Raw genomic sequence first — 23,056 nt, 5'->3', positions numbered from 1 at the left:
GCGGCGGCTCAGGCGCAGCGGGCGATCACCACGATGGCCGCGTCGTCGTTGACGACCCCGCCGGTGTACCGGAGCAGATCCGCGTGGAGATAGTCCACCAGCGCCTGCGGGCTGCCGCCCTTCCAGGCCGCGAGCCGTTCCGGGAGCGGGTAGAAGGCGCCGCTGCCGTCCCGGGCCTCGACGACCCCGTCGGTGTGCAGCACCAGAAAGTCGCCGTACTCGAAGCGGAACATCTCGACCTGGTAGTCCAGCTCCCTCAGCACCTGCAGACCCAGTGGCACCGCGGGATCGTCCACGTCCAGCGTCGCGACCTCGCCCTTGTGCAGCAGCAGTGGCGAAGGGTGTCCGCAGTTCACCATCCCGGCCACCGGGCCGTCGTCGTAGACGTCCAGCACCACGGCGGTCACGAAGGACTCCAGGAAATTCCGCTCGTCACCGGTGGTGTGGTGCCAGTTCCATGACATGGCGCTGTCCATGTGGTCGACGATGCCCGGCAGCGAGAGGTTGCGGTACGCGGACCCCCGGAAGGCCCCGATCAGCACGGCGGCGTCGCCGATCGCGGCCATCCCCTTTCCCCGTACGTCCCCGATGACCAGCCGGGTCGCCCCCTCGGTCCGGACGGCCGCGTACAGATCACCGCCGATCTGCGCCTCCTCATCGGCCGCGAGATACAGGGAGGCGATCCTCAGCTCCCCGATCCGTTCGGGCAGCGGCCGCAACAGCACCTCCTGCGCCGCCACGGCCACCGTACGCACCTGGCTCAGCTTGCGCCGGTGCCGGTCGGTGGCATAGCGGAAGCTCGTCACCAGCCCCGAGATCACGATCAGGGCGACGAGCTGCGCCTGGTGGTTGGCGGTCGTCAGACCGCCCTGAAGCACACCGATGAGGACCTGAGCCGCCACGGCGAGGGCTCCGATGGCGGCGGTCCCGCCCGCTCCCGCGAAGGAGGCGGTGATCGCGGGGGCCGCGATCAGAAAGGGGCCGAGGTGGACGGTCGATGGCGTCTGGAGGTCGATCACCGTGATCGCCGCGATGATCACGAGCGGGACGGCGAACAGCGCCCGGCTCGACCGCGTTTCCCCACCAATGCGAGTGAGGTCCGGCGAAACGCGCATATCTCTTGCTTACACCCGATACGCACGCAACACCGACCCGGGCCGCGAGACGATCGCGGGTGCGCTCAGGCGACGCCGTCGGCCGCGACCGCCGGGCTCCCCGCCATGACCGCCGGGCCGGATGCCGGACTCGCCGCCGCGACGTCGACGGCCTGCGTGGCGTCGGCGCTCTCCCTGGCGTCGGCGCCCTCCGTCTGGTCCGCGCCCGCCGCCCGGCTGGTGCGCCGCGCCGCCATCCACACGTACACCAGCACACCGGCGAACAGGAACAGCACGCCCTGGTACACCGCCGCGTACCCGGCGCCCGCGACCAGCCAGAACGAGAAGCCGAAGCCCGCGAGCGCGAGCACCAGGTCCCGGACGAAGCGCCCGGTCCGCACCTCCGCGCGGCGCCCGGACAGCAGGAAGTACAGCTGCGCGCCCGCCGCCAGCAGATACGGGACCGTCGCCGAGAAGGTGGTGATCAGTACGAGGATCTCGAAGAGCCCGCCCGAACCCGAGGTGTAGTTGACCACGGTGAGCAGGGACGCCAGGAGCACGCCGACGATGACACCGAAGGTCGGCACCCCGCGCCGCCTGGTGGCGAACGCGGCCGGGAAGAGCCCGTCCCGCGCTGCCGCGTACGGGGCCTGCGCGCTCATCAGGGTCCAGCCGTTGAGCGCGCCGATGATGGACACCACGGCGGCCAGCGCGATCAGCGTGGGGCCCCAGCCCCCGCCGAACATCGCGTCGACCGCGTCCGAGAAGGGGGCGGTGGAGTCGACCAGGTCCTTGTGGGCGACGGTGCCGAAGACCGACACCGTGCCGAGCAGATAGACCACGGCCGCGCCGACCGTGCCCAGCACGCTCGCCCGCCCCACATTGCGCTCCGGGTCCCGGACCTCGCCCGCGCTCATCGAGGCCGACTCCACGCCCACATAGCTGTAGAGCAGGATCGCGGCCGCCGCCGATACGCCGCCGAGCGCGCTGCCGCCGCTCTCGTTGAACGAGCCGAGGTTGTGCGGGTCGAAGAAGAAGAGGCCGACGATGGCGACGAAGAGCAGCGGGATGAACTTCAGCACGGTGGAGACCAACTGCACCGCGCCCACCCAGCGCGTCCCCGCGAGGTTGGCGAGCGCGGGGAGCCAGAGCGCCAGCAGCGCCACGGCCAGGTTCGCGCCCTTCGAGTCATGCCCGGGGACCAGCACATGCACATAGCCGACCGCCGCCACCGCGAGCGCCGCGTTGCTCACCCAGGTCATCGTCCAGTACGACCAGGCCGACAGAAAGCCGGCGAAGTCGCCGAAGGCCGCGCGGGCGTGCACATACGGCCCGCCGGTGCGGGGGTCGCGCTCCGCGAGCCGCCCGAAGACCAGCGCGAGCGCGATGGCGCCCAGCGTCAGGACGACGAAGGAGAGGAGGCTGAGGGTGCCGAACGGGGCGACGGAGGCGGGCAGCAGAAAGATGCCGCCGCCGATGATGTTTCCCATGACGAGCGCGGTCGCCGTGGGCAGGCCGAAGCGGCGGGAGTGGGGCTGGTCGTGCATCTGACTATGGTCACCGAGCGTGTAGGGTGCACCCAAATCACCGGGTTTTGTTCGGCACAACCGGGCTGACCACGGTAAATGGTGCGGCGTGGGCGCCGTCCCACCGGGAATCCTGCACCGTGCGCGCCACGCCGGGCGCCCTCGGCAGCCCCGTGTCGGCCGGTACCTCCACCTCCATCGGCCCCTGCGCGGCCGGGGCCGCTCCCGCCGGGGCCTCAGCCACCGGGCCCGCTCCCGTCAGCGCCTCTGCCGCCGCCGACGCATGCGTCTCCCCCGTGGCCGCTACCTCCTCCTCCGGCACCTGGGGCCCGTCCGCCTCCTCCAGCCAGCGCCGCAGCACCCGGTGCACCCGCTCCGCCCCGACCAGCTCCTCCCCGGCCGCCACCGGCGGGGTCAGCTCGGCCGGCCACAGCAGAAACGGATGCCCCTGCTCCCCGCCGAGCCCGCCGTGCGAGCCGATCTGCTCCTCGAAGGCGTGCACCGTGCCGGGCGCCGGGTCGTAGGCGGAGTTGACCATGATGTCGGGGGTGTTCCGGAAGTGCGCGGTGCGCCGTACGGCGACCTCGGCGCCGGGCCCGAAGACCGTGAGCGGGCTCGCCCCGAAGACCTCCCCGGTGTCCAGACGGTGCTCGGCGCCCTCGGCGCCCAGCACCACCGCGCCATGCTCCTCGGACCGTACGAGCAGGAAGCCCACCCCGGGGTGGTCGGCGAGCGTGCGCAGCAGCGCGGGATGACGGGCGTCGATCTGCTCGCGGCTCATCCGCCCCGGCACATCGGGGAAGGAGACCAGGCCCAGATTTCCGGACGCGAGCACGATCGGATCGGATACGGCGGCGCCGCCCGCGACACCGGCGACACCGGCGGCACCGGCCGCGTCGGCTGTGTCGGCGACCCCGGCGGCGTCGGCCGGACCGCGCCCGCCGCCCTGACCGCCGCGTCCGCCCCACGCATCCCGTCCGGCGCACCGCCCGTCCCCGTCCACCTCGGGCTTCTCCGGACGGTGCAGCGCCGCCCGCCCCGCCTCGCGCGCCTCGGCCCCGCTCGGGGTCCGCCCGGCCCGCCGCGACACGGGCAGCCCGCAGCCGACCCGCACCAGGTCCTCCAGCGTCAGCCCGTACGCCCCCGCGAAGGTTTCACCGGGGCTCTGCCCGTGGTCGGACAGCAGCACGATCCGGTAGTCGCGCGGGGCGCGGTCGGCGACCTTGGCGATCAGCGCGATGGAGCGGTCGAGCCGGGCCAGCACCTGCCGGGCGTCCCGGCTGCGCGGCCCCGAGTGGTGGGCCACCTCGTCGTACGCCACCAGATCGGCGTAGATCGCGGTACGGCCCGAGAGGATGTCCCCCATCACCGCCGTCACCACCACGTCCCGCTCCACGACGGTGGCGAACGCGCGGATGAACGGATACAGCCCGCCCCGCTTGACCCGGGGCGTCTCGCGGCGCAGCTTGGCGCGCGTGGACTGGCAGATCTCCCGGACGACTTCGGCCAGGAACGACACGGCGGTGCGGGTCGCGTTGGCGGGGTCGGCGAAGTACGCGAAGTATCCGGAGCGGGAGCGGTTGTGCGGACCGCGCCGCGCCGCGACCGAAAGGACCAGGGCAAGCTGATCGGCGCCGCCGGTGAAGAGATTGCCCCGGCTCGCCCCGTCCACCGTGAGGAGTCCGTCGTGTCCGGCCCGGACGGCCGCGCGGCGCTGGAGCACCGCCGCGCTGGTCGGCCGGTTGCTCACCATCACCTCCCCGCTCTTCTTCTCGTACCAGCGGAAGGCGGGCACGTCCTCGTTGGAGCCGTGCAGGATGCCGAGTTGGCTGGCGCCGGTCTGGCTGGACCAGTCGGTGCGCCACGGCGTGACCTTGTGGGTGCTCCGGATCAAGCGCGCGACGGTGGGCATCACCGGGGGCCGGTTGTCGCGCTCCCGCAGCGCCTCCCGCAGGACCGCGTGCCCCACCCCGTCGAGCTGCAGGAACACCGTCCCCGGGGGCTCTTCGCTCCCGCCGTCCTCACCGAGCCGCCGCCTGCGCCGCCCGACCAGCCGGGCCAGCCGCCGCCGGTAGGCGCCGTCGTCCCGCACGGTCAGGAAGGTGCTCGTCGCCGACGACGCGGCGGACATCACGGCCGCGACCACGACGGCGGTCTCCGGCTCGACGGCGCCGCGCCCGTCCGGGATCAGGCTGAGGGCGAGCAGCAGCATCGAGCCATTGAGCACGAACACCAGCAGCCCCAGCACCAGCGCGGGCATCAGTAGCAACGCCCGTACGAGCAGCGGCCACACCAGCGCGCTGAGCACGCCGAAGGCTCCGGCGCCGATGGCCGCCGTGATCGCGATCCGCGTCGCGCTGTCACCGCCATCCGACTTCAGGCTGAAGTCGGGGAGGATCCCGGCGAGCGCCAGCATGGTGAGCGTGGCCACCGCCCACACCGCCGTCACCCGCAGCAGGGTTCCCCCCACAGTCTTCCATCGGGGCTTCTGCACGCCGCGGCCTCACTTCACGTCACCGGCCCGCACCATGCGCGCGAACCGGCTTCAAGCGTTGCACAGCGCCCCCGCGACCCGGCGGACGGCGGGTTACCAGGACGGATCGATTCCACTTACGGCAGCCCATGAGTTGGCCAGGAGCGCGTCGCGCTCGGCTCTACGGGGACCAGGAATCGGCCGGATCGTCCAGCCACACCCGCTGACCGGCGGGGCCCGGGCCGACCGTGAGGCCGAAACGGGTGTGGTCCGGCCTGCCATGGCCGACCCACCACCCGTACGCGGCCTCGACCTCGTCCCACAACCGCCGCTCCCCCGCCTGCCAGACGCGCGCCTCCGCCTCCCCCTCGCGGAACACGACACACGCCCAGGAACGGTCGGTCAGCCCGTAGAACCACACGGGTCGCGCGCCATCGTGCGGGGCGGCCACCACCTGGACGCAATGCCGTACCCGGAGCCCCAGCGCGAAGGGGAGGGCGGCGTACGCCGGGGTGATGAACTCCCCCTCGGGGATGCCGGTGCTGGACGTATCGGCGCCGCCGCCCTCACCCTCGCCCTCGTCCGGGACGTAGGCGCCGTGCGGCGGCAGCGACAGCCGCTGGCCGCGCAGCTTCATGAACTCGACGGGGCCGGTGAATCGCCCCGACGCCGTCCCGTCGCCTCGCACCACCAGCCGGGCCACGGCGTCCGCATGGGTGTAGTGCGTCCCCCAGGGGGCGACGATCACGCCCCCGGGCCGCGTCTGCCCGATCCATGCCCCGGGGATCTCCCGAAGGCCGACGGTGGCCAGGACCCGGTCATACGGCGCGCTGCCCGCACAGCCCCTCGCGCCGTCGCCGAGCACGACCTCCGGCCGCAACCCCGCTGCGGCCAGCCGCCGACGCGCATGGCGCGACACGGCGGGGTCCACCTCGACCGTGGTGACCTTACGGCCGCCACAGCGATGCGCCAGTGCCCCGGCGGTCTCGCCCGTGCCGGTGCCCACATCGAGCACGGCCATGCCCTCGTCCACGGCCAGGTCCCGCAGTAGGCCGTAGACGACAGAGGGCATGGAGGATGAGCTGGTGGACACCCGCCCCGGCGCGGGGCCGATGTGCTCGCCGTCGTCCCACTGCGTCACGATGGGCACATCGCTGTCGGCGGCGGCATACCAGGCGTCCGGGTCCTCGGCCTTGTCGATGGCGACGGCCCCCTGTGCCCGCGTGTCGAACGGCCACATCAGCTCCGGCAGGAACGCGGCCCGGTCGACGGCGGCGAAGGTCGGCGCCCAGCCGTCCCCCATCACCCCCGCGTCAAGAAGCACCCGCCCCAACGCGGCCCGGCCGGTCCGAGCAATGCCCTCGAACGTCATGCGGTCGGTCTCTCTTCATCGTCATCCAGCCAAGCAGCGCGCTCACGATAGGGCGAACCCCTAGAGGCCCGCCCGAGCCCGGCTCGGCTTCATGGCTCCATGAGAGACTCGGGCGATGATTATCGAACGTGCGTACGCACACATCGACGCGGACTCGCACGAAGAGGAGAGGTGGCCCTGGTCCGTGCCGTGCGTGCGGGGGCTGCTGGCGGACGGGCTGCGCTTCACCGCGCCCGTGACGTTTCTCGTCGGGGAGAACGGGTCGGGCAAGTCGACGCTGGTGGAGGCGCTCGCGGAGGGGTTCGGGCTGGATCCGTACGGCGGCTCGCACGACTGGCAATACGCCAGCCACCGCCCCAAGTCGGCGCTCGGCGAGCGGATCCGCTTCGACGCGGCGCCGCGCGGGCGGCGGATGCTGGGGAGTTGGTCGGCCCGTAAGGGGTTCTTCCTGCGGGCCGAGACCGCGTTGGACGCGCTGCACCGGGAGGGTTTCGCCCCGCATTCGGTCAGCCACGGTGAGGGGTTCCTCGCGGCGTTCCGGGACAAGTTCCTCCAGCCCGGGCTGTACGTCATGGACGAGCCGGAGGCGGCGCTTTCCTTCGCCTCCTGCCTTGAACTCATCGGCCATTTGGATGAGTTGGTGAAGAACGGCGGACAGGTCATCTGCGCTACGCACTCGCCACTGCTGACCGCGTTGCCCGGTGCGGACATCGTCGAGGTCGGCGAGCACGGGATGCGGCGGGTGGCCTGGAGCGAGCTGGCGCTGGTCGATCACTGGCGCCGGTATCTCGCGGATCCGCGTAGCTATCTGCGGCACGTCCTGGAGTGAGGGTCGGGGTCGTTTGCCGTCTGCGGCGCCGTTTCGCGCCTTCGGCGCATTTGAGCATGGGGCGGCAGGTGGGGGGCGCGGGCCGCGTCGCCGGCCGCCGGGCCCGGTCCCACGAGCCCGGATGCCACCACTCGCATCGCCCGGGCATCCGGAACCGGGCCCCGGCGCCCCCGGATGTTCCTGGGGGCGCCGGGGGCCGGCCGGATCGGCCCCGCGTCAGCGGCCTAAGGTCGGCTCAGCAGGTTCAGCGTGTTGGTCGCGTCGTCGACGAAGTAGACGCGGTCGGGCTTCTCGGCGATCGCGAGCCCGAACAGTGCGCCCGCTCCCGGCGGGGTACCGCTGGTGTCGAGCGTGCGCACGGCCACCTGGGCACCACGCGGGGTGGTCTCCACGATGTTGCCGTCGCCGCTGTTGACGGTGAGGATGTTGCCCTTCGGGGTGGTCGCCAGCCCGAGCGGGCCGTTGAGGTGCTGGTCGGTGCTGACCACGCGGCCGATACCGGCGCTGGTACGCCGGGTCAGCGCGTCCGGGATCGCGGTGATGCGGTTGTCGACGGTGTCCGCCACATAGAGCGTCCCGTCCCGCAGGCCGACCCCCGTCGGCCCGATCACGAGAGCCGCCGGGTCGGTCTTCTGAGCGAAATCTGAACCGATCACGGTCGTGGCGGTCCGGGTCGGCGGCCGGTTGTCGTGGGTGCGCAGGGTGATCCGTAGCACGGTGCCCCGCCGTACGACATCGCCGCCGCCGGCCACCGTGCCGTTGAGCACGTTGGTGACGAACAGATCGGTCTTCTCACCGCTGCTTTTCGCGGTCATGTCCCAGGGACCATTGATCCCCTGGCCGCTGAAGGTCTCCCGGACCTTTCCATGGCTGTCCAGCACGAGCAGACACCCGGCCTGCGCCGTGGCGGATGTGCCGTCGGCCGTGGGCAGACTGCCCACCACCACCCAGCCGCCCGGCAGGATGGACAGTGCGGTGGTCAGCCCCACGCCTCCCGGGCACGGCCCTGGCAGGTTCTGCGGGTCGATCTGGGCGAACAGCGTGGTCGTGCCCCGGGGACTGATCTGCACCAGAGTGGTCCCCGTGCCCTGCTCGTTCGCGGCGTTGTTGAAATTGCTGACCAGCACATTGCCGTGCCGTAGGTCACCGACGCTCTTCTTGACCAGGGCGGTGCCGTACGGATTCACGTCGCCGTTGGCCGGAACTGTCGATGCGACGGTCGAGACGGTGTGCAGCGGCCCGAGGAACGGTTTCCCGTCCCCATCCGCCGGCACGGCGGATGCCGTCTGACCCAGCGTCATGATCGCTGTCACCGCGGCCACAGCCGCCACCGCGAGTCGCGAAGCGAAAATAAGTCTCATTGGGGTCATACCTCCTCAGCGCCGCACGGCCGTCCCGCGGCCCAACGACGGTCACAGAGAGTTGCCGTCTATCACATAATCGGACTCAAAGACGCAGCGCACGTCAGACGGAGCCAGATGCGCGACTCGGCCAGTTCCCGCTCCGGTCATTTCGCGCACGACGGCACGGGCCGGTCGGCGGGCACCGCTAGAGGCGGATTCGGGCCCAGACGGTTTTGCCTACGATGCGTTCCCGGACGCCCCACGCGTCGGCGAGCGCGTCCACGATCGCCAGACCGCGTCCGGACTCGTCATCCGGTGTCGGGTCCGCCAGGGCGGGGCACTCCTCGCGCGGGTCGGACACCTCTACCCCGACCAATTTTTCTGCGTCATATGCGATACGCACTTCGAAGTACCGCCCCGGTACGCGTCCGTGACGGACGGCGTTGGTCGCCAACTCGGAGACGACGAGCAGGACAAGGGCGGCCGAGCCCCGGTCCAGGCCCCAGGCGCGGAGAGCGGCATCGGCGGCGCGGCGGGCGTGGGGACGGATGGGGGACGGGTGTAAACCTCTGCTTCCAGCCATGGAGCGGGTTTACATCGTGACTTTCCGCGTTCATGCTCCCACTGTCAGTGCAGGCGGCTACCTTCACCAGTAACAGAGCGTCGACTGCGGCGACCGACAACTCTGGTCGAACGCAGGTTGATTGGCGTTGACCGATGTTGAGGGGGGTGGCCTGCATGGCCCAGACGAAGAAGAAGGACTCCGCTCCGCCGACCGTGCAGTACTTCGCCGCTGTCCTGCGGCTTCTGCGCGAGCGGGCGGGGCTGACCCAGGACGAGCTCGGCGCGCTCATGAACTACACCGGGTCGGCGGTGAGCGCCGTGGAGACATGCGCCAAGCCGCCGACGGACGAATTCATCGACGCGGCCGAGAAGGCACTGGACGCGGGCGGGTTGCTGCGGTCTGCGATCAAGTATCTGCGGCTTGAGCGGTATCCGGCTCACTTCCAGGGTTTCGTTCAGCTGGAGCAGGAAGCGCTGAGTGTGTCGTCGTACTGCACGCAGTTGATCGACGGTCTGCTGCAGACCGAGGATTACGCACGTGAGGTGCTGCGATGCGCCTTCCCGCCGCTGACCGAGGAGGAGATCAACGAGCTGACCGAGGCCCGTATGGACCGCAAGGCGTTGTTCGACCGCAAGCCGATGGCGTTAATCCACACCATCCTCGAAGAGTCGGCACTTCGACGAGAGCTGGGCGGTGTCGACGTCATGCGCGCTCAGCATGCGCAGCTCCTTCAGTACGCCAAACTGCCCAACGTGGTTCTCCAGATCATGCCGCTCAAGCGCGCCGGGCACGCTGGGCTTCAGGGCCCGATCTCGCTGATCGAGAGCCCGGACCTGATCACCTTGGCTTACATGGAGGGCCACGGGAAGAGCATCCTGATTACCAAACCTGATGAGGTGGGCGTGCTCGCCCACCGCTATGCCATGATCAGGTCGCAGGCCCTCCGGCCGGATGAATCCGTACGGCTCATCGAGGAGTTGATGGGAGAGCTATGACCAAGCTGGCCTGGTTCAAGAGCAGCTACAGCGATTCCAGCGGCGGCCAGTGCATCGAGGTCGCCTACGACTGGCACAAGTCGAGCTACAGCGACAACACCGGCGGCGACTGCATCGAGGTCGCCACCACCCCCACCACCGTCCACATACGGGACTCCAAGAACCCCGACGGTCCCCGCCTCCGCATACCCGCTGCCGCCTGGGCCGACTTCCTGGCCTTCGCGAGGGCTTGAGAAGAGCCGCCGGATCGTTTCACGACCGCAGCCTTGATCGTGATCAGCCGAACAGCTCGGAACCGAGCGGGTGTTGCCGGTCGAAGCCGGGGAGGATCAGGAATGTCGCGCTGGCGGTTGTGGTGGTGAAGGACAGCAGTGCGTCCGAGGTGTCCATGTGGGTAAGGGTGGCGGTGAAGGTCCGCAGGTCGTTCTGGAAGCTGATGAAGAGCAGTCCGGGGGCGGGCTCGTCGGTGCTGTAGGAGCGGCGGAGCATGAGCCCGACCCCGACCACGGTGGCGTGCGCTCTGCGCACGTGGGCATCCGCGGGGACGAGATAGCGCCCGTCTGGTGTCTTGGCTCCGAGTTGCGGGCCCGAGGCGGCGGTGCCGCCGGAGAGGGGGACGCCGCTGGCCCGGCGCCGCCCGAAGACCGCTTCCTGTTCGGCTACGGACAGGGCGGCGAACCGCGGCAGGTCGAGTTCCATACGCCGCAGTACGGCAAGGGTGCCGCCGGCGACCGCAGGGGGCCCCGCCAGCCACAGGTCGCGTTGTTGTTCGGCGGTCGTGTGCGGGCCCACGATGCCATCGATGAAACCGAGCGGGTTGCGTGGCGCGGTAAGGCCCTTGCCGACGGACACGTTCGTACCGCGGCGTGCGGACTGGCGCCAGCGTTCGCGGATGCGGTCACCGGCCTGGTCCAGAAGCGCGGCGGCGACGACCGGTAAGAGCAGCGCGTCGCTGGCGCAGATCTGTATCAGCAGGTCACCGCCGCGTGCTCGCCGGGCGATCCGCTCGCGGGAGAATCGCGGGAGGTCGGCCGCGCCGGGCAGCGAGGCACCGGCCCTGCGCACCAGCCGGGGCCCCACGCCGACGGTCACGGTGAGGTCGCCCGGCGGCAGGCCCAGCAGCCGCGTGTCGGTCCCCGCCGTGAGTGTGCGGATGGCCCGGCCGAGTTCGGCCAGCAACGGGCCGGGAGCCACGGTGGCACCGAGGTCGGCCACCACGGCGAGCAGGTTGGGCTGGGCCGGCTGGGGGAGCGTGATGCCTGCCTGATGGCGGCCCGTCGCCGGAACCGGCATTGGCGTGGCCCCTGGGGTACCTGAGGTAGGGGCGTGCCGGCCCGGCTGGGCGGAGTCCGATGTGCACCCGGCGGTCAGACCAGCGGCCATCATGGCGCCGGTGACATCGAGGAACGTGCGGCGTGACGGGTGGTGATCGGCGCGGCGCATGGGGTGCAGAGTGCCACACCCGAGTCGCGCGCGCCGGTCAACCTCGCGATTCTGGCGTGGAATTGTGCGTCATGCCAGACTGGGATCATGCCTCGATTAGCTCTTCGCGTGTTGGCGGCGGTAGTGGGCACGCTGACACTGGTGGCCGGCTGCGGCGGCGGCGATGGCGATGGCGGATCGGGCAAAGGCCGACGTCCGGCCGGTGCGCATGTGACGATCGGAGTACCTGCCGATGCCCCGACGATCTCGGATGCGGTGTCCTTGGCTCACCCCGGTGACCTGGTGCTGGTCGCGCCGGGCGTGTACCACGAGTCGGTGAAGATCGACACGGCGCGCATCACTCTTCGCGGTTTGTCCCGGCACAAGGTCGTCATCGACGGGCGGTTGCGGCAGCCGAACGGCGTCGTCGTCTCGGCGCCCGGGGTGGCCGTGGAGAACCTGACCGTGAAGAACAACACGCAGAACGGGGTCCTGGTCACCGGTTCGGCGAAGGCGGCCGCCGGCCTGCCGAGGGGAAGCGGCGGCTACGACACCGGCGACGAGCCCGTCACCTTCCTGAAGTCGTTCCTGGTCTCCCACGTGACCGCGACCCGCAACGGTCTGTACGGCATCTACGCGTTCTCCGCCCAGAACGGTGTCATCGAGCACTCGTACGCGTCGGGCGGCGCCGACTCGGGGATCTATGTCGGCCAGTGCAAGCCCTGCAACGTCGTGGTGCGGGACAACGTCGCCGAACTCAACGCGGTCGGTTACGAAGGCACCAACGCCAGCGAGGACATGTACGTGGTCGGCAACCGCCTGGTCGGCAACCGGGTCGGACTCACCACCAACTCCGACCACCAGGAGAAACTGCTCCCGCAGAAGGGCTCCGTCATCGCGGGCAATCTGATCGCCGCCAACCAGCAGACGGCCACCCCGGAACAGGCCGACGGCGGTTGGGGCACCGGCGCCGGCATCGACGGCGGCAGCGACAACCGGTTCATCCGCAACCGCATCGCCGGTAACCGCAACGCCGGACTGGTGATCACCGCGACCACCGACATACCTCCGGTCGGCAACCAGATCGTGGACAACACGTTCACCGGCAACGGCGTCGACGTCGGCTGGACGTTCCCCACCGCCACGCGGGGACGGGGCAACTGCCTGCGGGGCAACGATCTGCGCAGCACCGTGCCCGCCCGGCTCGCGACGACTACGGCCTGCCCGCTTCCGGCCGGGTCGTCCTCGCCGACCGGCACGTGGGCGGCGCCGAAGGCACCCGGTGGCATCCCGTTCACCGAGGTCGCGGCGCCTGCTCCGCAGCCGCAGTTCCCCGACGCCGCCACCGCGGGCGCCACCGCTCTCCCGCCCGTCCCGGCGCTGCCGAAGACGGAGGGCATCCGGCTGCCGCCGACGTCCCTGCTCGCCGCGAACGCGCGGGTGCAGACGTCCTGAACAGCGGCTACCGGTTCGGGGTGGTTCCGGGTACCGGCTTGACCGGAACGTACTTGTGGGTGTCGAAATCGATGACTACCGGCTCCGGCTGCGAACCCACGCTGACGCGGACCCGGTACATGGTGCCGTCGGAGCCGATCCAGTAGCGCACGTTGCCCGCCGTACCGGAGCGGTCAGGAGAGGACGGTCCGGTCATGACGTCCACCCTGTGCCCGTCCACCTGCTCCCGCCCCCGCCAGGCGGCGCCGTTCTGCGCCAGCAGTTGGGCGTTGTCCGGCCGGTCGCCGCCGAGACCGAGCACGATGTTCAGGGAGGTGTCCAGCGCGCTGCCGGACGACAGCAGCGGACGGTCGTACCAGCCCGAACGGGGCGGCGACGCGGGTGCGTGCGCCGGGGCGTCCGGCATCGGGCGGACGTGCACCGAGGTGGGCGTCCACTGGACCAGCCCGTCGCTGGACTTGTCGCGCCCGGTGCCGTGCACCACGCCGTAACCGACCTTGCGCCGATAGTCGACGGACCCGGTGACGGTCAGCCCGCCGGCAGTGCCCGGCACGGTGATCGTCACCGCGCGGCCCTGCGCCTGGTAGTTACGGAATCGCGTGATCGCCAGCCGGCCGGCCTCATCCGTTGTCAGCGCGCGCGGACCGCCGGCGCCGGAGCCGCCATCGGCGACCAGGAACGCGGCCACCGCGGCCACCGCGGCCACCGCGACGGCCGCGATGCCGATGACGGCCGCGGCCCGGCGCGACCGCGGCCATCGGCGCCGGTCAGCCGGACGGCCCGGTGGGGCTTGCCGGATTCTCACGCTCCGCACGCGGTTCGACGCTGACACTCTCCGATTCATCCTTTCGATCACCACACCGTCCGGCCGCCGCGGGCTCGCGGCGGCACTCGGCAGTCCGGTGGCAGACCACGCCAAGGCCGGCCCTCGTGGACCGGCCGAGACGTGAGCTGCCCGTCCGCGCCGTCCGGATCGCGGACGGGCAGATCAGCGTTGTGCGGTTCGTTCAGTGTTGCCGGGCGCGACGATTCCGGGTCACGAACGCGATGACCAGGCCCGCACCCACCAGCAGACCGACGATGCCGATCATCTCCACCAGCCCGGGCGTACCGGTGTTCGCCAGCGAACCCCCGCCTCCACCGTCCGGGCCCGGGTGGTTGGCAGACGGCGCGGGCGGCGGCGTGGAGGCAGCGGGCGGCGTCGGAGTCGATGTCGGTGCCGGTGTCGGTGTCGGTGTGGGAGTCGACGTCGGGGTGGGAGTCGGCGTCGGGGTCGGGGTCGGCTCTTCCTTCGGGATGTACACCCCGGCGTCGATCGTGTGATCGACCCCGCCCGGCCTGTCCGGCGCCGTGACAGGCGCGTAGCCGTCGCACAACGGTCCGGTGGTCGGCGGGGTCACATTGGAGTCGTGCCCACGGTTGGCACCGGCCCGCGGGAGCGTGAACCTCAGCTCGCTCGCCGGGGGCTGCTCGGGCACCTGGCTGGTGTCCGCGGTGCACACGTCGAACTGCACCCTGTACTTCGCGCCCGGCGTGAGCTCGTACTCGGCGCCGACACCCCCGAAGTAGTACTCGCCGGCGGCATTGGTCCTGGTCGTGGCGACCTGTTTGCCGTCCGCGTCCAGCAGGTTGATCGTCGCCCCCGGCAGCAGCACGTGCCCCGGGTCCTGAATCCCGTTGTGGTCGCCGTCGAACCACACGACGTTGCCGATCTGGATCGGCGCGTTCGCCGCCGCGTACGCGATGTCACCGAGCCCGCCGGCCTTGCCGAACCCGCCTTGTTGCTGGCTGACGAACTGGAACCCGTTGGCGGTCGGGTTGTTGCCCGGGCCCTGACCGGTCGTGATGTCGTGGTACCCGGTCCCTGAGGTCGCGACGTTGACGACCGGGTCGAACTCCGTGCTGACGACCCACTGCTGCTGCGGGATATAGGCCACCGACCCCAGCGCTGTCTCCTGGTGCGCGTTGGCGTAAAAGTCGCCCGGGAAGTATTCGACGACACCGGCGGCCTGGCCGCCATTGTTGGCGGGGGTGGCGTGGTTGGGGCAGCTCCCGGTGCCTTCCCACTGGTATTCGCCGGTGGGAGTGGCGCAGACCATGGTGATGTCACCACCGGACATGCCGTTTTCCGCCGTGTCGTTCCCCGGGCGGGGGTCCAGCCCTCCCCAACTGAGCACGTCCATGAACCGGTCGCGGAAACCCAGGATCATCGAGCCGTCGCGGGCGAAGGCGAGGGAGGCCAGCTCCGGCTGCGGATCGATGAAGACGTTGCCCGACTTCCGGTCGTCCCACGTGTCCAGGCTGGTGTTCCACGGGTTCCAGTGGGTGGCCTTGTCGCCGGAACCGAAGACGGTGCCGCGTTCGTCCGTGAGCGGGTGGCTCAGCACCGTGGTGAACCGCTTGCCGTCGTAGGTGGAGACGAAGGCTTTCAGGTCCGCGCGCTGCTGCGTGCTCTCCGCGCTGCACACGCCGCCGACGTACAGCGTGTTGTTGTGGGCCTGGAGACCGAACGGCCGCCAGTCGTCGGGGCTCGCGCACCCCGGGTCCGGGATCGGGACCGTCGACTTGGGCGCCGCGGCGGTGGCCCCTGTCGCGTCGAAGCTCACCAGGCTGCGGGTCCGCAGATTCACCGCGTACAGCGTGGAGCCGTCCTCCGACAGGGCCAGACCACCGATGCTCTCCTTGCCCGGCACGTCGGTGAACCCGGGATCCTTGATCATGTTGGCGGTGTCGTGCCGCGTCACCGCGGCGTCCGGCACCCGCGCGAACAGCTCCGGCGCACCCGAGCCGTTGACCGGCACCGTGTAGATCGCGCCCCCGCCCTGCGGCCCGTACGGGGCGTACCGGCGGGCGAACGCGCCCTGGAACAGCCTGGTCCGGTCCTTGTCGTACGCCAACCCGAACGTCGTGCCCACCTGGTCCTGCGTGGCCAGCGTGGTCGGGCACGCCACATCGGTGGGACACGTGCCCCGGGTCTTCGTCCCGAACGCCACCAACGCCCGGTTGTCGGTCCCGTTGGCGCCGTTGTGGATCGGCACGAAGTACCGCGAGTCCGGCAGCGTGTAGTCGGCCGGATCCCACACCCCCGTCACCACCGAGGCGTTCTTCTCGTCCGACACATCCACGAACGACGTGAAGCTGTCGAAGTGGTTCTCCGCCGTCGACGCGGGCGCCGCCCGCAGATAGTCGCTGTACGGTGCCGGGATGCTGACGTCGACGCGGTAGTGGCCGCCGCTCAGCACGGTCGACTGCGCCACCACGACCTTTCCGGTGGCATCCGTGACGCCGGTGACAACGTGCCCAGCGGGGTCGGAGATCTCCACCTTCATGCCCCGCTGCGGCACGTCCATCGTCGCGTTGATCACGCCGGTGCCGAAGAAGTCGCGCAGCACCTCAACCGTCAGCGTGCCGTCGGCGGTCGAAGCGGCGGCCGGTCCAGCCGTCGCTCCCACGGCGCCGCCTGCCAGCAAAAGAACAGATAACGCGATGCGCGCCGGCGGCTCCACGAGCCTCCGGGCTAACCGGCGCGAGTCTCTGCCGAGTCGGTTCATGGCATCACACTCCACACTTCTCTTGTCGTGAAAACAGACCGCAGGCGCGGACGCCGGCCGCGAACGTCACGGCAGAAAAAGGGGCCCACTGCTGCTGCGTGGACCACTTTGTGATGATCGTATGAGGATATTGCGGGTGAGCTGCAAGCGCCGTAGGCCAGGAAAAGCAAACGCGCGTTCACGACCTCGGGCAGGACCGCGCCGGGTTGCGTGTTTTTGCAGCTCAATCACGGTGCCTTCGCCCCCACCCCCACCTCGCCGACCGCCATCGCGAGCAGCGCGCGATATCCTATCCCCTGGAGTCTCGCCGCCACCAGCGGAACCCCTCGCATTCATCGGGATCCGCGATAGTCTCCGGACGCCCAGGGAATGGCGACCGAAAGAATGTGCGACAGTGAAGTGATGGCCGAAAGCAGGCCAGAATCGTCGCCACCCGGTACGACAAGCTCGAATTCGGTCGGCCAAGGTTGCCCCGCAGCCTGCCCAACGGCCGCGATCAGCGGCAGGCACGACACGACCGCTTGGTGCGAATGGTCGCGCCGGAACATCAGGCCCGGCCGTGGGCCCGTTGTGCGCGGCGGGACAGGGAGTCGACGACGACGGCGAGCAGCAGCACACCGCCGGTGATCATGAACTGCACGGCGGTCTGGATGTCCATGAGCGCCACGCCCGAGGCGATCGACTGGATGACCAGCACGCCCAGCAGGGCGGACCAGGTGCTGCCACGGCCGCCGAAGAGGCTGGTGCCGCCGATGACGGCCGCGGCGATGGCGTTCATCAGCAGGTCGGTGGTGACCGATGTCTGGCTGACCGAGTTGATCCGGGAGGCCAGGAACAGGCCGCCGATGGCGGCCATCGTGCTCGACATCATGAACGCCGAGGTCCGCACCCAGGCCACATTGACCCCGGCGCGGCGGGCCGCCTCGACCCCGCCGCCCAGCGCGAAGATCATCCGCCCGTAGGCCGTGCGACGCAGGACGTAGTCGAGGATGACGAGGACGACCAGGAAGATCAGGAGGGCGAGGGGCAGGCCCTGGAACTGGTTGAGCACATACGCGGCGGCGAAGGCGATCAGCGCGAGCACCCCCGTGCGCAGGGCGATCTCGGCCGGGGAGCGGGAGGGCACTCCGGCGGCGCGGCGGCGGGTGACATCCCGCCAGGCGGTCAGGAAGTACCCGGCCGTGCCGAGCGCCGCCAGTGCGTAGGCGGCGACGACATCGGAGAAGTAGTAGTTGGTCAGCTTGGCGACCAGGCCCTGATCGTCGAGGTTGATGGTGCCGTAGGGGCCCATGATGGCGAGCATCAGGCCGTACCACCCCAGCAGTCCGGCGAGGGTGACCACGAACGCGGGGACGCCGACCACGGCGGTGAAGAAGCCGTGGACGAAGCCGACCGCCGTACCGCCGAGCGCGGCCAGGACGATGGCGGGTGGCTCGGGCATGCCGTAGTTGACGTTCAACACGGCGAACAGGGCGGAGGCCAGGCCGCTCACCGAGCCCACCGACAGATCGATCTCGCCGATCAGCAGGACGAAGATCACGCCGACCGCGATCATGCCGGTGCCGACGATGTCCACGCTGAGGTTGGAGAGGTTGCGCGGGGAGAGGAAGTGAGGGTTGAGGATCTGGAAGATCAGCCAGATCGCGAGCAGTCCGAGCGCGACCGGGACGGAGCCGAGCGCTCCACCGCCCAATTTCCGCCCGAACGCGTCGGCGAAGCGTTCGGCACCGTGTGCGCTGGGTCCGCCGATCCCGCCGGGCACGCTCACAACTCCCCCTCCCGCGTCGCCCGCCGCGTCACCGCGTTGTCCGAGGCGCCGGTGATGGAGGAGACGATCTGCTCCTGGGAGGTGGTGGTGACGTCGAAGAACCCGTTGTTGCGGCCCAGGCGCAGCACCGCGACCCAGTCCGCGACGGCCTTGACATCACCCAGGTTGTGGCTGATCAGCAGCACCCCGAGGCCGCCTTCACGGAGCCGTTCCACCAGATCGAGGACCTGGGCGGTCTGCTCGATGCCAAGGGCGGCGGTGGGCTCGTCCAGCATGACCAGGCGCGGCTCGCCGAGCAGCGCCCGGGAGATGGCGACGGTCTGCCGCTGGCCTCCGGAGAGCGAGGCGACGGGCCTGCGCACATCGGGGATGCGGATGGCGAGGGTGGCCAGCAGATCGCGGGTACGGCGCTCCATCTCCACCTCGTCCAGGATGCCGATCCGGGTGATCTCCCGGCCGAGGAAGAGATTGCCGACGACATCGAGGTTGTCGCAGAGCGAGAGGTCCTGGTAGACGGTGGCGATCCCCAGATGCTGGGCGTCGTGCGGGCGGCCGACGTGGACGGGGTGGCCCTGCCATTCGAGGGTGCCCGTGTCGGCCGGTTCGACCCCCGCGATCACCTTGACCAGGGTGGACTTCCCCGCGCCGTTGTCACCCACCAGGGCGATGACCTCACCGGCGTGGATCTCCAGATCGACGTCCGTGAGCGCCTCGACCGCGCCGAAGCGCTTGAAGACGCCACGCAGCGCCAGCAGGGGCGGGGCCGACGGTTGGGCCATCCACTCCTCCCTTCATCCCGCGTCGTGCGATGAGCCGTCCCGGCCGATGAGCCCGGCCTTGCGGCAGTCATCCGCATACTTCTTGGTGCATATCTGATCGACGCGATACAGACCGTCCTTGATGACAGTGCTCCTGATGTTGTGCACGGTCAGGGCCACCGGGTTGAGCAGCACCGTGGGGATGCCACGGGCGCTGGCGCTGTTGACCCGCTGCTTGGCGATCCCGCTGAGCGATCTGCCGTGCCCCAGCGCGACGGCCATCTCCGCGGCGGTGTACGCCTCGGGCTTGAACGGCTTGTAGACGCTCATGTACTGCTGACCCGCGACAATCCGCTGAACGGCCGCCAGCTCGGCGTCCTGGCCGGTGACCGGGGGCAGCGGATGGATCCGGGCCGTCTTGAGCGCGGTGATGACGCCCGAGGCCAGGCCGTCGTTGGCGGCGAGGACGCCGTCGATGGCATGGGGGCCCAGGGCGGCGATGGCGGCGGACATGTTGCGGTTGGCGTTCTCCGGCCGCCAGCCGACGGTCTCGTAGGACTTGACGATCCTGACCTTGCCCTGGAGCACGGACCGCGCGCCCCGTTCGAACCAGGCCGCGTTGGGGTCGGTCGACGAGCCGTTCATCATGACGACCTGGCGGTTCCTGGGGTTCGGGCCCAGCGCCTTCAGCAGCGCCGCGCCCTGGAGCCGTCCGACGCGTCCGCCGTCGAAGGAGACATAGCCGGAGATGGGCCCCTCCGCGAGACGGTCGTAGGCGACGACCGGGACGTTGGCGCGGCGGGCCTGGATCACGGAGTGGCGGACGGCCTTGGTGTCCACCGCGTCCAGGATGAGCACATCGATCCCGTTCGTGATCATGGCTTCGATCTGGTTGCGCTGGGCGACTGGATCGTGCTGGGCGCTGGAGTAGTCCACCGTGCAGCGCGGGCACAGCTCCTCGACCCGCTTCTGGATCAGGCGCCTGTCGAAGCGCTCGAAGCGGACGATCTCGTTCTCCGGGAGCAGCAGCCCGATCCGCAGTGCCCCGTGGTGGTGCCCGGTCGCGCCGACCCTCTCTCCGACCTGGGCCGCCTCGCCGCATGCGGCGAGGGATACGGCAAGGACCAGGCCCACCGTGACGGCGACGGCCGCGCGGAGGCGATCGCGCGTACGGGAGCGCGTACGGGGATGCGTACGCGAGCGCGTGCGCACCCGCGTACGCGCGTACGTACGGGCTCGCGCCTGAGCGTGCGTACGGACTCGCGCCTGAGCGTGCGTACGGACTCGCGCCTGAGCGTGCGTACGGGAGCGGCTCATCGCCTCGCCCTCCTCCGTCTCATCCCCCTCCTCCCCGGCTCCCCCTCCCTCTGCCGTTCGGCGCTCGCCTCGGCCGGTCCTTCCGGGAGCTCCGCCGGGGGGCCGTCAGGAGGTCCGCCCCGAGGCCCGCCGCGGGGCTCCTCCCGCGGGGACGACAAGCCGATCTCACCCCAGACCTGCTTGCCCCCGCTCAGCGGCACCGAGCCCCAGGTCTGCGACATGGCCTCGATGAGCAGCAGCCCCCGCCCGCCGGTCGCCTCCCAGTCCACGGTCGCCGGTTTGACGGGGGTGCGCGGCGAGGGGTCGTTCACCGCGATCCGCAGCCGGTCCGCGGTCAGCGTCAGATTCAGCCGCACCTCGCCCCGGGTGTGCACCAGGGCGTTGGTGACCAGCTCGGAGGTGACCAGCAGCGCCACGTCCAGCTCATCGGCCAGGCCCCAGTTGCGCAGGGTGCGCGCGGTGAAGCGACGGGCGTGCATCACGGCGTCGGGCAGCCGCCACACCGTCCAGCTCGCCCGGATGGGCCGCACCCGCATCCCGTCGTAGCGCAGCAACAGCAGCGCGACATCGTCGTCGCGGCGGCTGTGTCCGCCGAGCAGTTCGTCCGCCACCCCTCCGGGGTCGGCGGCGTCGGCGCGGGCGAGCGCCTGGCGCGCCCGGCGCATACCGTCGTCCAGGTCGAGCCGGGCGGACTCGACCAGGCCGTCCGTGAGCAGGGCGAGCAGAGTGCCGGCGGACAGCCCGGCCGCGGTCATCGGGAACTCGGCGTCCGCGACCACGCCCAGCGGCGGGCCGCCCTCGACGTCGAGCTCCTCGGTGGTGCCGTCCGGGTGGCGCAGCAGCGGCTGGATGTGTCCGGCCCGGACGAACCACGCCTCGCCCTCCTCCATGTCGAGGTCGGCGTAGCAGCAGGTGGCGAAGAGATCGGTCTCCATGCCGACGAGGAGGCGGTTGGCGTGCGCCACGACCACATCGGGCGGATGGCCCTCCACGGCGTAGGCCCGGATGGCGGTGCGCATCTGGCCCATGATGGTGGCGGCCGCGGCGCTGTGGCCCTGCACATCCCCGATGACCAGGGCCACATGGCCGTCGGCCAGCGGGATCACGTCGTACCAGTCGCCGCCCACCTCCAGGCCCATCGTCGCGGGCAGATAGCGGGTGACGGCCACCCCTCCGGGCAGCTCCGGCAGCTTCCGCGGCAGCAGGCTGCGCTGGAGCATGGTGGCCAGCTCGTGCTCGGCGTCCAGCGCGTGGGCGCGCACCAGGGCCTGCCCCACCAGACCGGCGGTCGCGGTCAGCAGTGAGCGCTCCTCCGGGCCGAACTCATGCCGCCGCTCCCATCCGATCAGGCACACGCCGACGATCCGGCCGTCCGCCGGAAGCGGGAGGACGGCGAGGCCGCCGGGGCCGATACCGGCGAGTCCGGGTTCGAGGGCGGCGCCTTCGGGCCAGATGCTGACCTGGCCCTCCCGCAGCGCCTCGGCCAGCGTGGGCAGGGCGTGGCTGGGCAGCTCGGGCCATTCGGACCGCCAGGCGGCGCGCCAAACCTCGGGCCAGGTGGCGGGTTCGGCGGGGGCGAGGACGCCGACCACCAGTTGATCGGCCTGGACCTCGGCGACCGCGACCCGGCCCGCCCCGAGCGGATCGCGCAGCGCGCCGACCACCGCCCGGCCCACGTCCCGGACGGTCGTGGCCCCGGCCAGGGCGGCGGACAGCCGCTGCACCAGGGACACCTCGTCGGCGCGGGGCCGCAGATACGAGGTCTCCGCGACCACGCCGAGCATGCGCCGGGGTGTGCCGTCCGGCCCCGTCTCGACCTGGGCGCGCAGGCCCAGCCAGCGAAGTTCACCGTTGGGCCGGCGGATCCGGAACTCGAGCTGCGCGGTGCCGGAGGTCAGCAGGTCGGGCTCCAGGGCCGACATGAGGGCGGGCGCGTCGTCCGGGACGGTGACCGCCAGCAGGGTCTCCACCCGTCCGTCGAAGTCCTCCCCCGCGATGCCGAAGAGGTCGAGCACCTGGGTGTCGGCGGTGATCCGCCCGCTGCCGAGGTGCAGCACGAACGAGCCGACCCGCAGCCGGTCCAGGGTGGGGCCGGGGAGGTCGGGATGCGGCTGGGTGAGCGCCTGCGGCCCGGCCGCCTCGACCCCGGCGGCCACATGGTGGGCGTAGAGCTCGATGAAGCCGCGGCGGTCGGCGTCGATGCCGCCGGGTGCCTCGTCCACGACCACCAGGCAGCCCAGCCCCTTGCCGTCCCCGCCGAGCGGCAGCACTCCCAGCGAGACGCCGGGCGTGGTGGGGGTTTCAGGAGTGGTGGGGCCGGTGGGGCCGTACGCGGCGAGTTCGGTGGGGGTCAGCCACAGGGGGTGCCCCGCGCGGAAGGCGTCGGCGACGGGTGAGCCCCCGGACAGCGGGTAGTGGGCCGGCAGCGCGTACGACCGTCCGGCGCTGCGCACCGTCTCGGCCAACCGCAGCTCGGTACCTTCCGCGTCCAGCACATAGACAGCCACCACCGCGGTCCCCGTGAACGTCAGCACATGCCCGGTCACAGCACGCCTGCACCGCCTCCGTGCGCGGACCGCCGGTCTTGT

At 70.9% G+C, this 23,056-nt stretch carries 17 protein-coding genes; 4 read left to right on the top strand and 13 right to left on the bottom strand.

The genetic code is table 11. From position 1 onward, the window contains the following. Positions 1-8: 8 nt before the first annotated feature. The 4 genes from CGL27_RS36485 to CGL27_RS36470 form a co-directional block, all read right to left on the bottom strand. Entirely contained in the window at positions 9-1,115 is a 1,107-nt protein-coding gene (locus CGL27_RS36485; RefSeq protein ID WP_119991988.1) for a PP2C family protein-serine/threonine phosphatase, read from the bottom strand. Positions 1,116-1,180: 65 nt separating this feature from the next. Next, positions 1,181-2,641 (bottom strand): amino acid permease, encoded by a 1,461-nt coding sequence (locus CGL27_RS36480; protein ID WP_119991987.1) that lies wholly within the window; start codon positions 2,639-2,641, stop codon positions 1,181-1,183. 37 nt (positions 2,642-2,678) lie between these two features. Next, positions 2,679-5,114, bottom strand: a complete 2,436-nt coding sequence (locus tag CGL27_RS36475; protein WP_119991986.1) for a phage holin family protein — start codon at positions 5,112-5,114, stop codon at positions 2,679-2,681. Positions 5,115-5,274: 160 nt separating this feature from the next. Then, a complete protein-coding gene (locus CGL27_RS36470) occupies positions 5,275-6,465 on the bottom strand; it encodes a methyltransferase domain-containing protein (protein WP_119991985.1) in 1,191 nt (396 codons plus the stop codon). A 115-nt stretch (positions 6,466-6,580) separates the two neighbouring features. Between CGL27_RS36470 and CGL27_RS36465 the strand changes: the two genes are divergently transcribed. After that, the gene (locus tag CGL27_RS36465; protein ID WP_078640256.1) at positions 6,581-7,294 is read left to right on the top strand and encodes an AAA family ATPase; all 714 of its coding nucleotides are present in this window, start codon (positions 6,581-6,583) and stop codon (positions 7,292-7,294) included. Between the two features lie 224 nt (positions 7,295-7,518). On the opposite strand, the gene CGL27_RS36460 is transcribed toward CGL27_RS36465, so the two are convergent. Both CGL27_RS36460 and CGL27_RS36455 read right to left on the bottom strand, forming a co-directional pair. Further along, positions 7,519-8,595: a hypothetical protein gene (locus tag CGL27_RS36460; protein ID WP_119994736.1), complete on the bottom strand. Its 1,077-nt coding sequence runs from the start codon at positions 8,593-8,595 to the stop codon at positions 7,519-7,521. 247 nt (positions 8,596-8,842) lie between these two features. Then, positions 8,843-9,220 (bottom strand): ATP-binding protein, encoded by a 378-nt coding sequence (locus CGL27_RS36455; RefSeq protein ID WP_119991984.1) that lies wholly within the window; start codon positions 9,218-9,220, stop codon positions 8,843-8,845. Between the two features lie 155 nt (positions 9,221-9,375). Between CGL27_RS36455 and CGL27_RS36450 the strand changes: the two genes are divergently transcribed. Both CGL27_RS36450 and CGL27_RS36445 read left to right on the top strand, forming a co-directional pair. Next, complete coding sequence (locus tag CGL27_RS36450; RefSeq protein ID WP_119994735.1) at positions 9,376-10,197, top strand: helix-turn-helix transcriptional regulator; 822 nt, start codon at positions 9,376-9,378, stop codon at positions 10,195-10,197. After that, positions 10,194-10,430, top strand: coding sequence for a DUF397 domain-containing protein (locus CGL27_RS36445; RefSeq protein ID WP_119991983.1), 237 nt, complete (start codon positions 10,194-10,196; stop codon positions 10,428-10,430). Before CGL27_RS36450 ends, CGL27_RS36445 begins: the two co-directional genes overlap by 4 nt. A 43-nt stretch (positions 10,431-10,473) precedes the next feature. Here the strand turns inward: CGL27_RS36445 and CGL27_RS36440 are convergent, their stop codons facing one another. Next, the gene (locus tag CGL27_RS36440) at positions 10,474-11,640 is read right to left on the bottom strand and encodes a Dyp-type peroxidase (RefSeq protein WP_119991982.1); all 1,167 of its coding nucleotides are present in this window, start codon (positions 11,638-11,640) and stop codon (positions 10,474-10,476) included. Between the two features lie 87 nt (positions 11,641-11,727). On the opposite strand from CGL27_RS36440, the gene CGL27_RS36435 reads away from it, so the two are divergent. Then, positions 11,728-13,074: a right-handed parallel beta-helix repeat-containing protein gene (locus tag CGL27_RS36435; RefSeq protein ID WP_162953140.1), complete on the top strand. Its 1,347-nt coding sequence runs from the start codon at positions 11,728-11,730 to the stop codon at positions 13,072-13,074. Between the two features lie 7 nt (positions 13,075-13,081). On the opposite strand, the gene CGL27_RS36430 is transcribed toward CGL27_RS36435, so the two are convergent. The 6 genes from CGL27_RS36430 to CGL27_RS36405 form a co-directional block, all read right to left on the bottom strand. After that, the gene (locus CGL27_RS36430; protein ID WP_119994733.1) at positions 13,082-13,762 is read right to left on the bottom strand and encodes a hypothetical protein; all 681 of its coding nucleotides are present in this window, start codon (positions 13,760-13,762) and stop codon (positions 13,082-13,084) included. 319 nt (positions 13,763-14,081) lie between these two features. Then, the gene (locus CGL27_RS36425; protein ID WP_119994732.1) at positions 14,082-16,526 is read right to left on the bottom strand and encodes an SdrD B-like domain-containing protein; all 2,445 of its coding nucleotides are present in this window, start codon (positions 16,524-16,526) and stop codon (positions 14,082-14,084) included. Positions 16,527-17,172: 646 nt separating this feature from the next. After that, entirely contained in the window at positions 17,173-18,387 is a 1,215-nt protein-coding gene (locus CGL27_RS36420; RefSeq protein WP_119991981.1) for a sugar ABC transporter permease, read from the bottom strand. A 2-nt stretch (positions 18,388-18,389) separates the two neighbouring features. Next, complete coding sequence (locus tag CGL27_RS36415; protein WP_119991980.1) at positions 18,390-19,172, bottom strand: ATP-binding cassette domain-containing protein; 783 nt, start codon at positions 19,170-19,172, stop codon at positions 18,390-18,392. 12 nt (positions 19,173-19,184) lie between these two features. Further along, positions 19,185-20,468, bottom strand: a complete 1,284-nt coding sequence (locus tag CGL27_RS36410) for a substrate-binding domain-containing protein (RefSeq protein ID WP_240450756.1) — start codon at positions 20,466-20,468, stop codon at positions 19,185-19,187. Further along, the gene (locus tag CGL27_RS36405) at positions 20,465-23,014 is read right to left on the bottom strand and encodes a SpoIIE family protein phosphatase (protein ID WP_240450755.1); all 2,550 of its coding nucleotides are present in this window, start codon (positions 23,012-23,014) and stop codon (positions 20,465-20,467) included. The genes CGL27_RS36410 and CGL27_RS36405 overlap by 4 nt, the downstream gene beginning before the upstream one ends. Between the last annotated feature and the right edge of the window lie 42 nt (positions 23,015-23,056).

It is taken from the genome of Streptomyces sp. 11-1-2, assembly GCF_003595545.1.
Classification (GTDB): domain Bacteria; phylum Actinomycetota; class Actinomycetes; order Streptomycetales; family Streptomycetaceae; genus Streptomyces; species Streptomyces hygroscopicus_B.
This window is presented reverse-complemented; position numbering and strand designations above follow the sequence as displayed.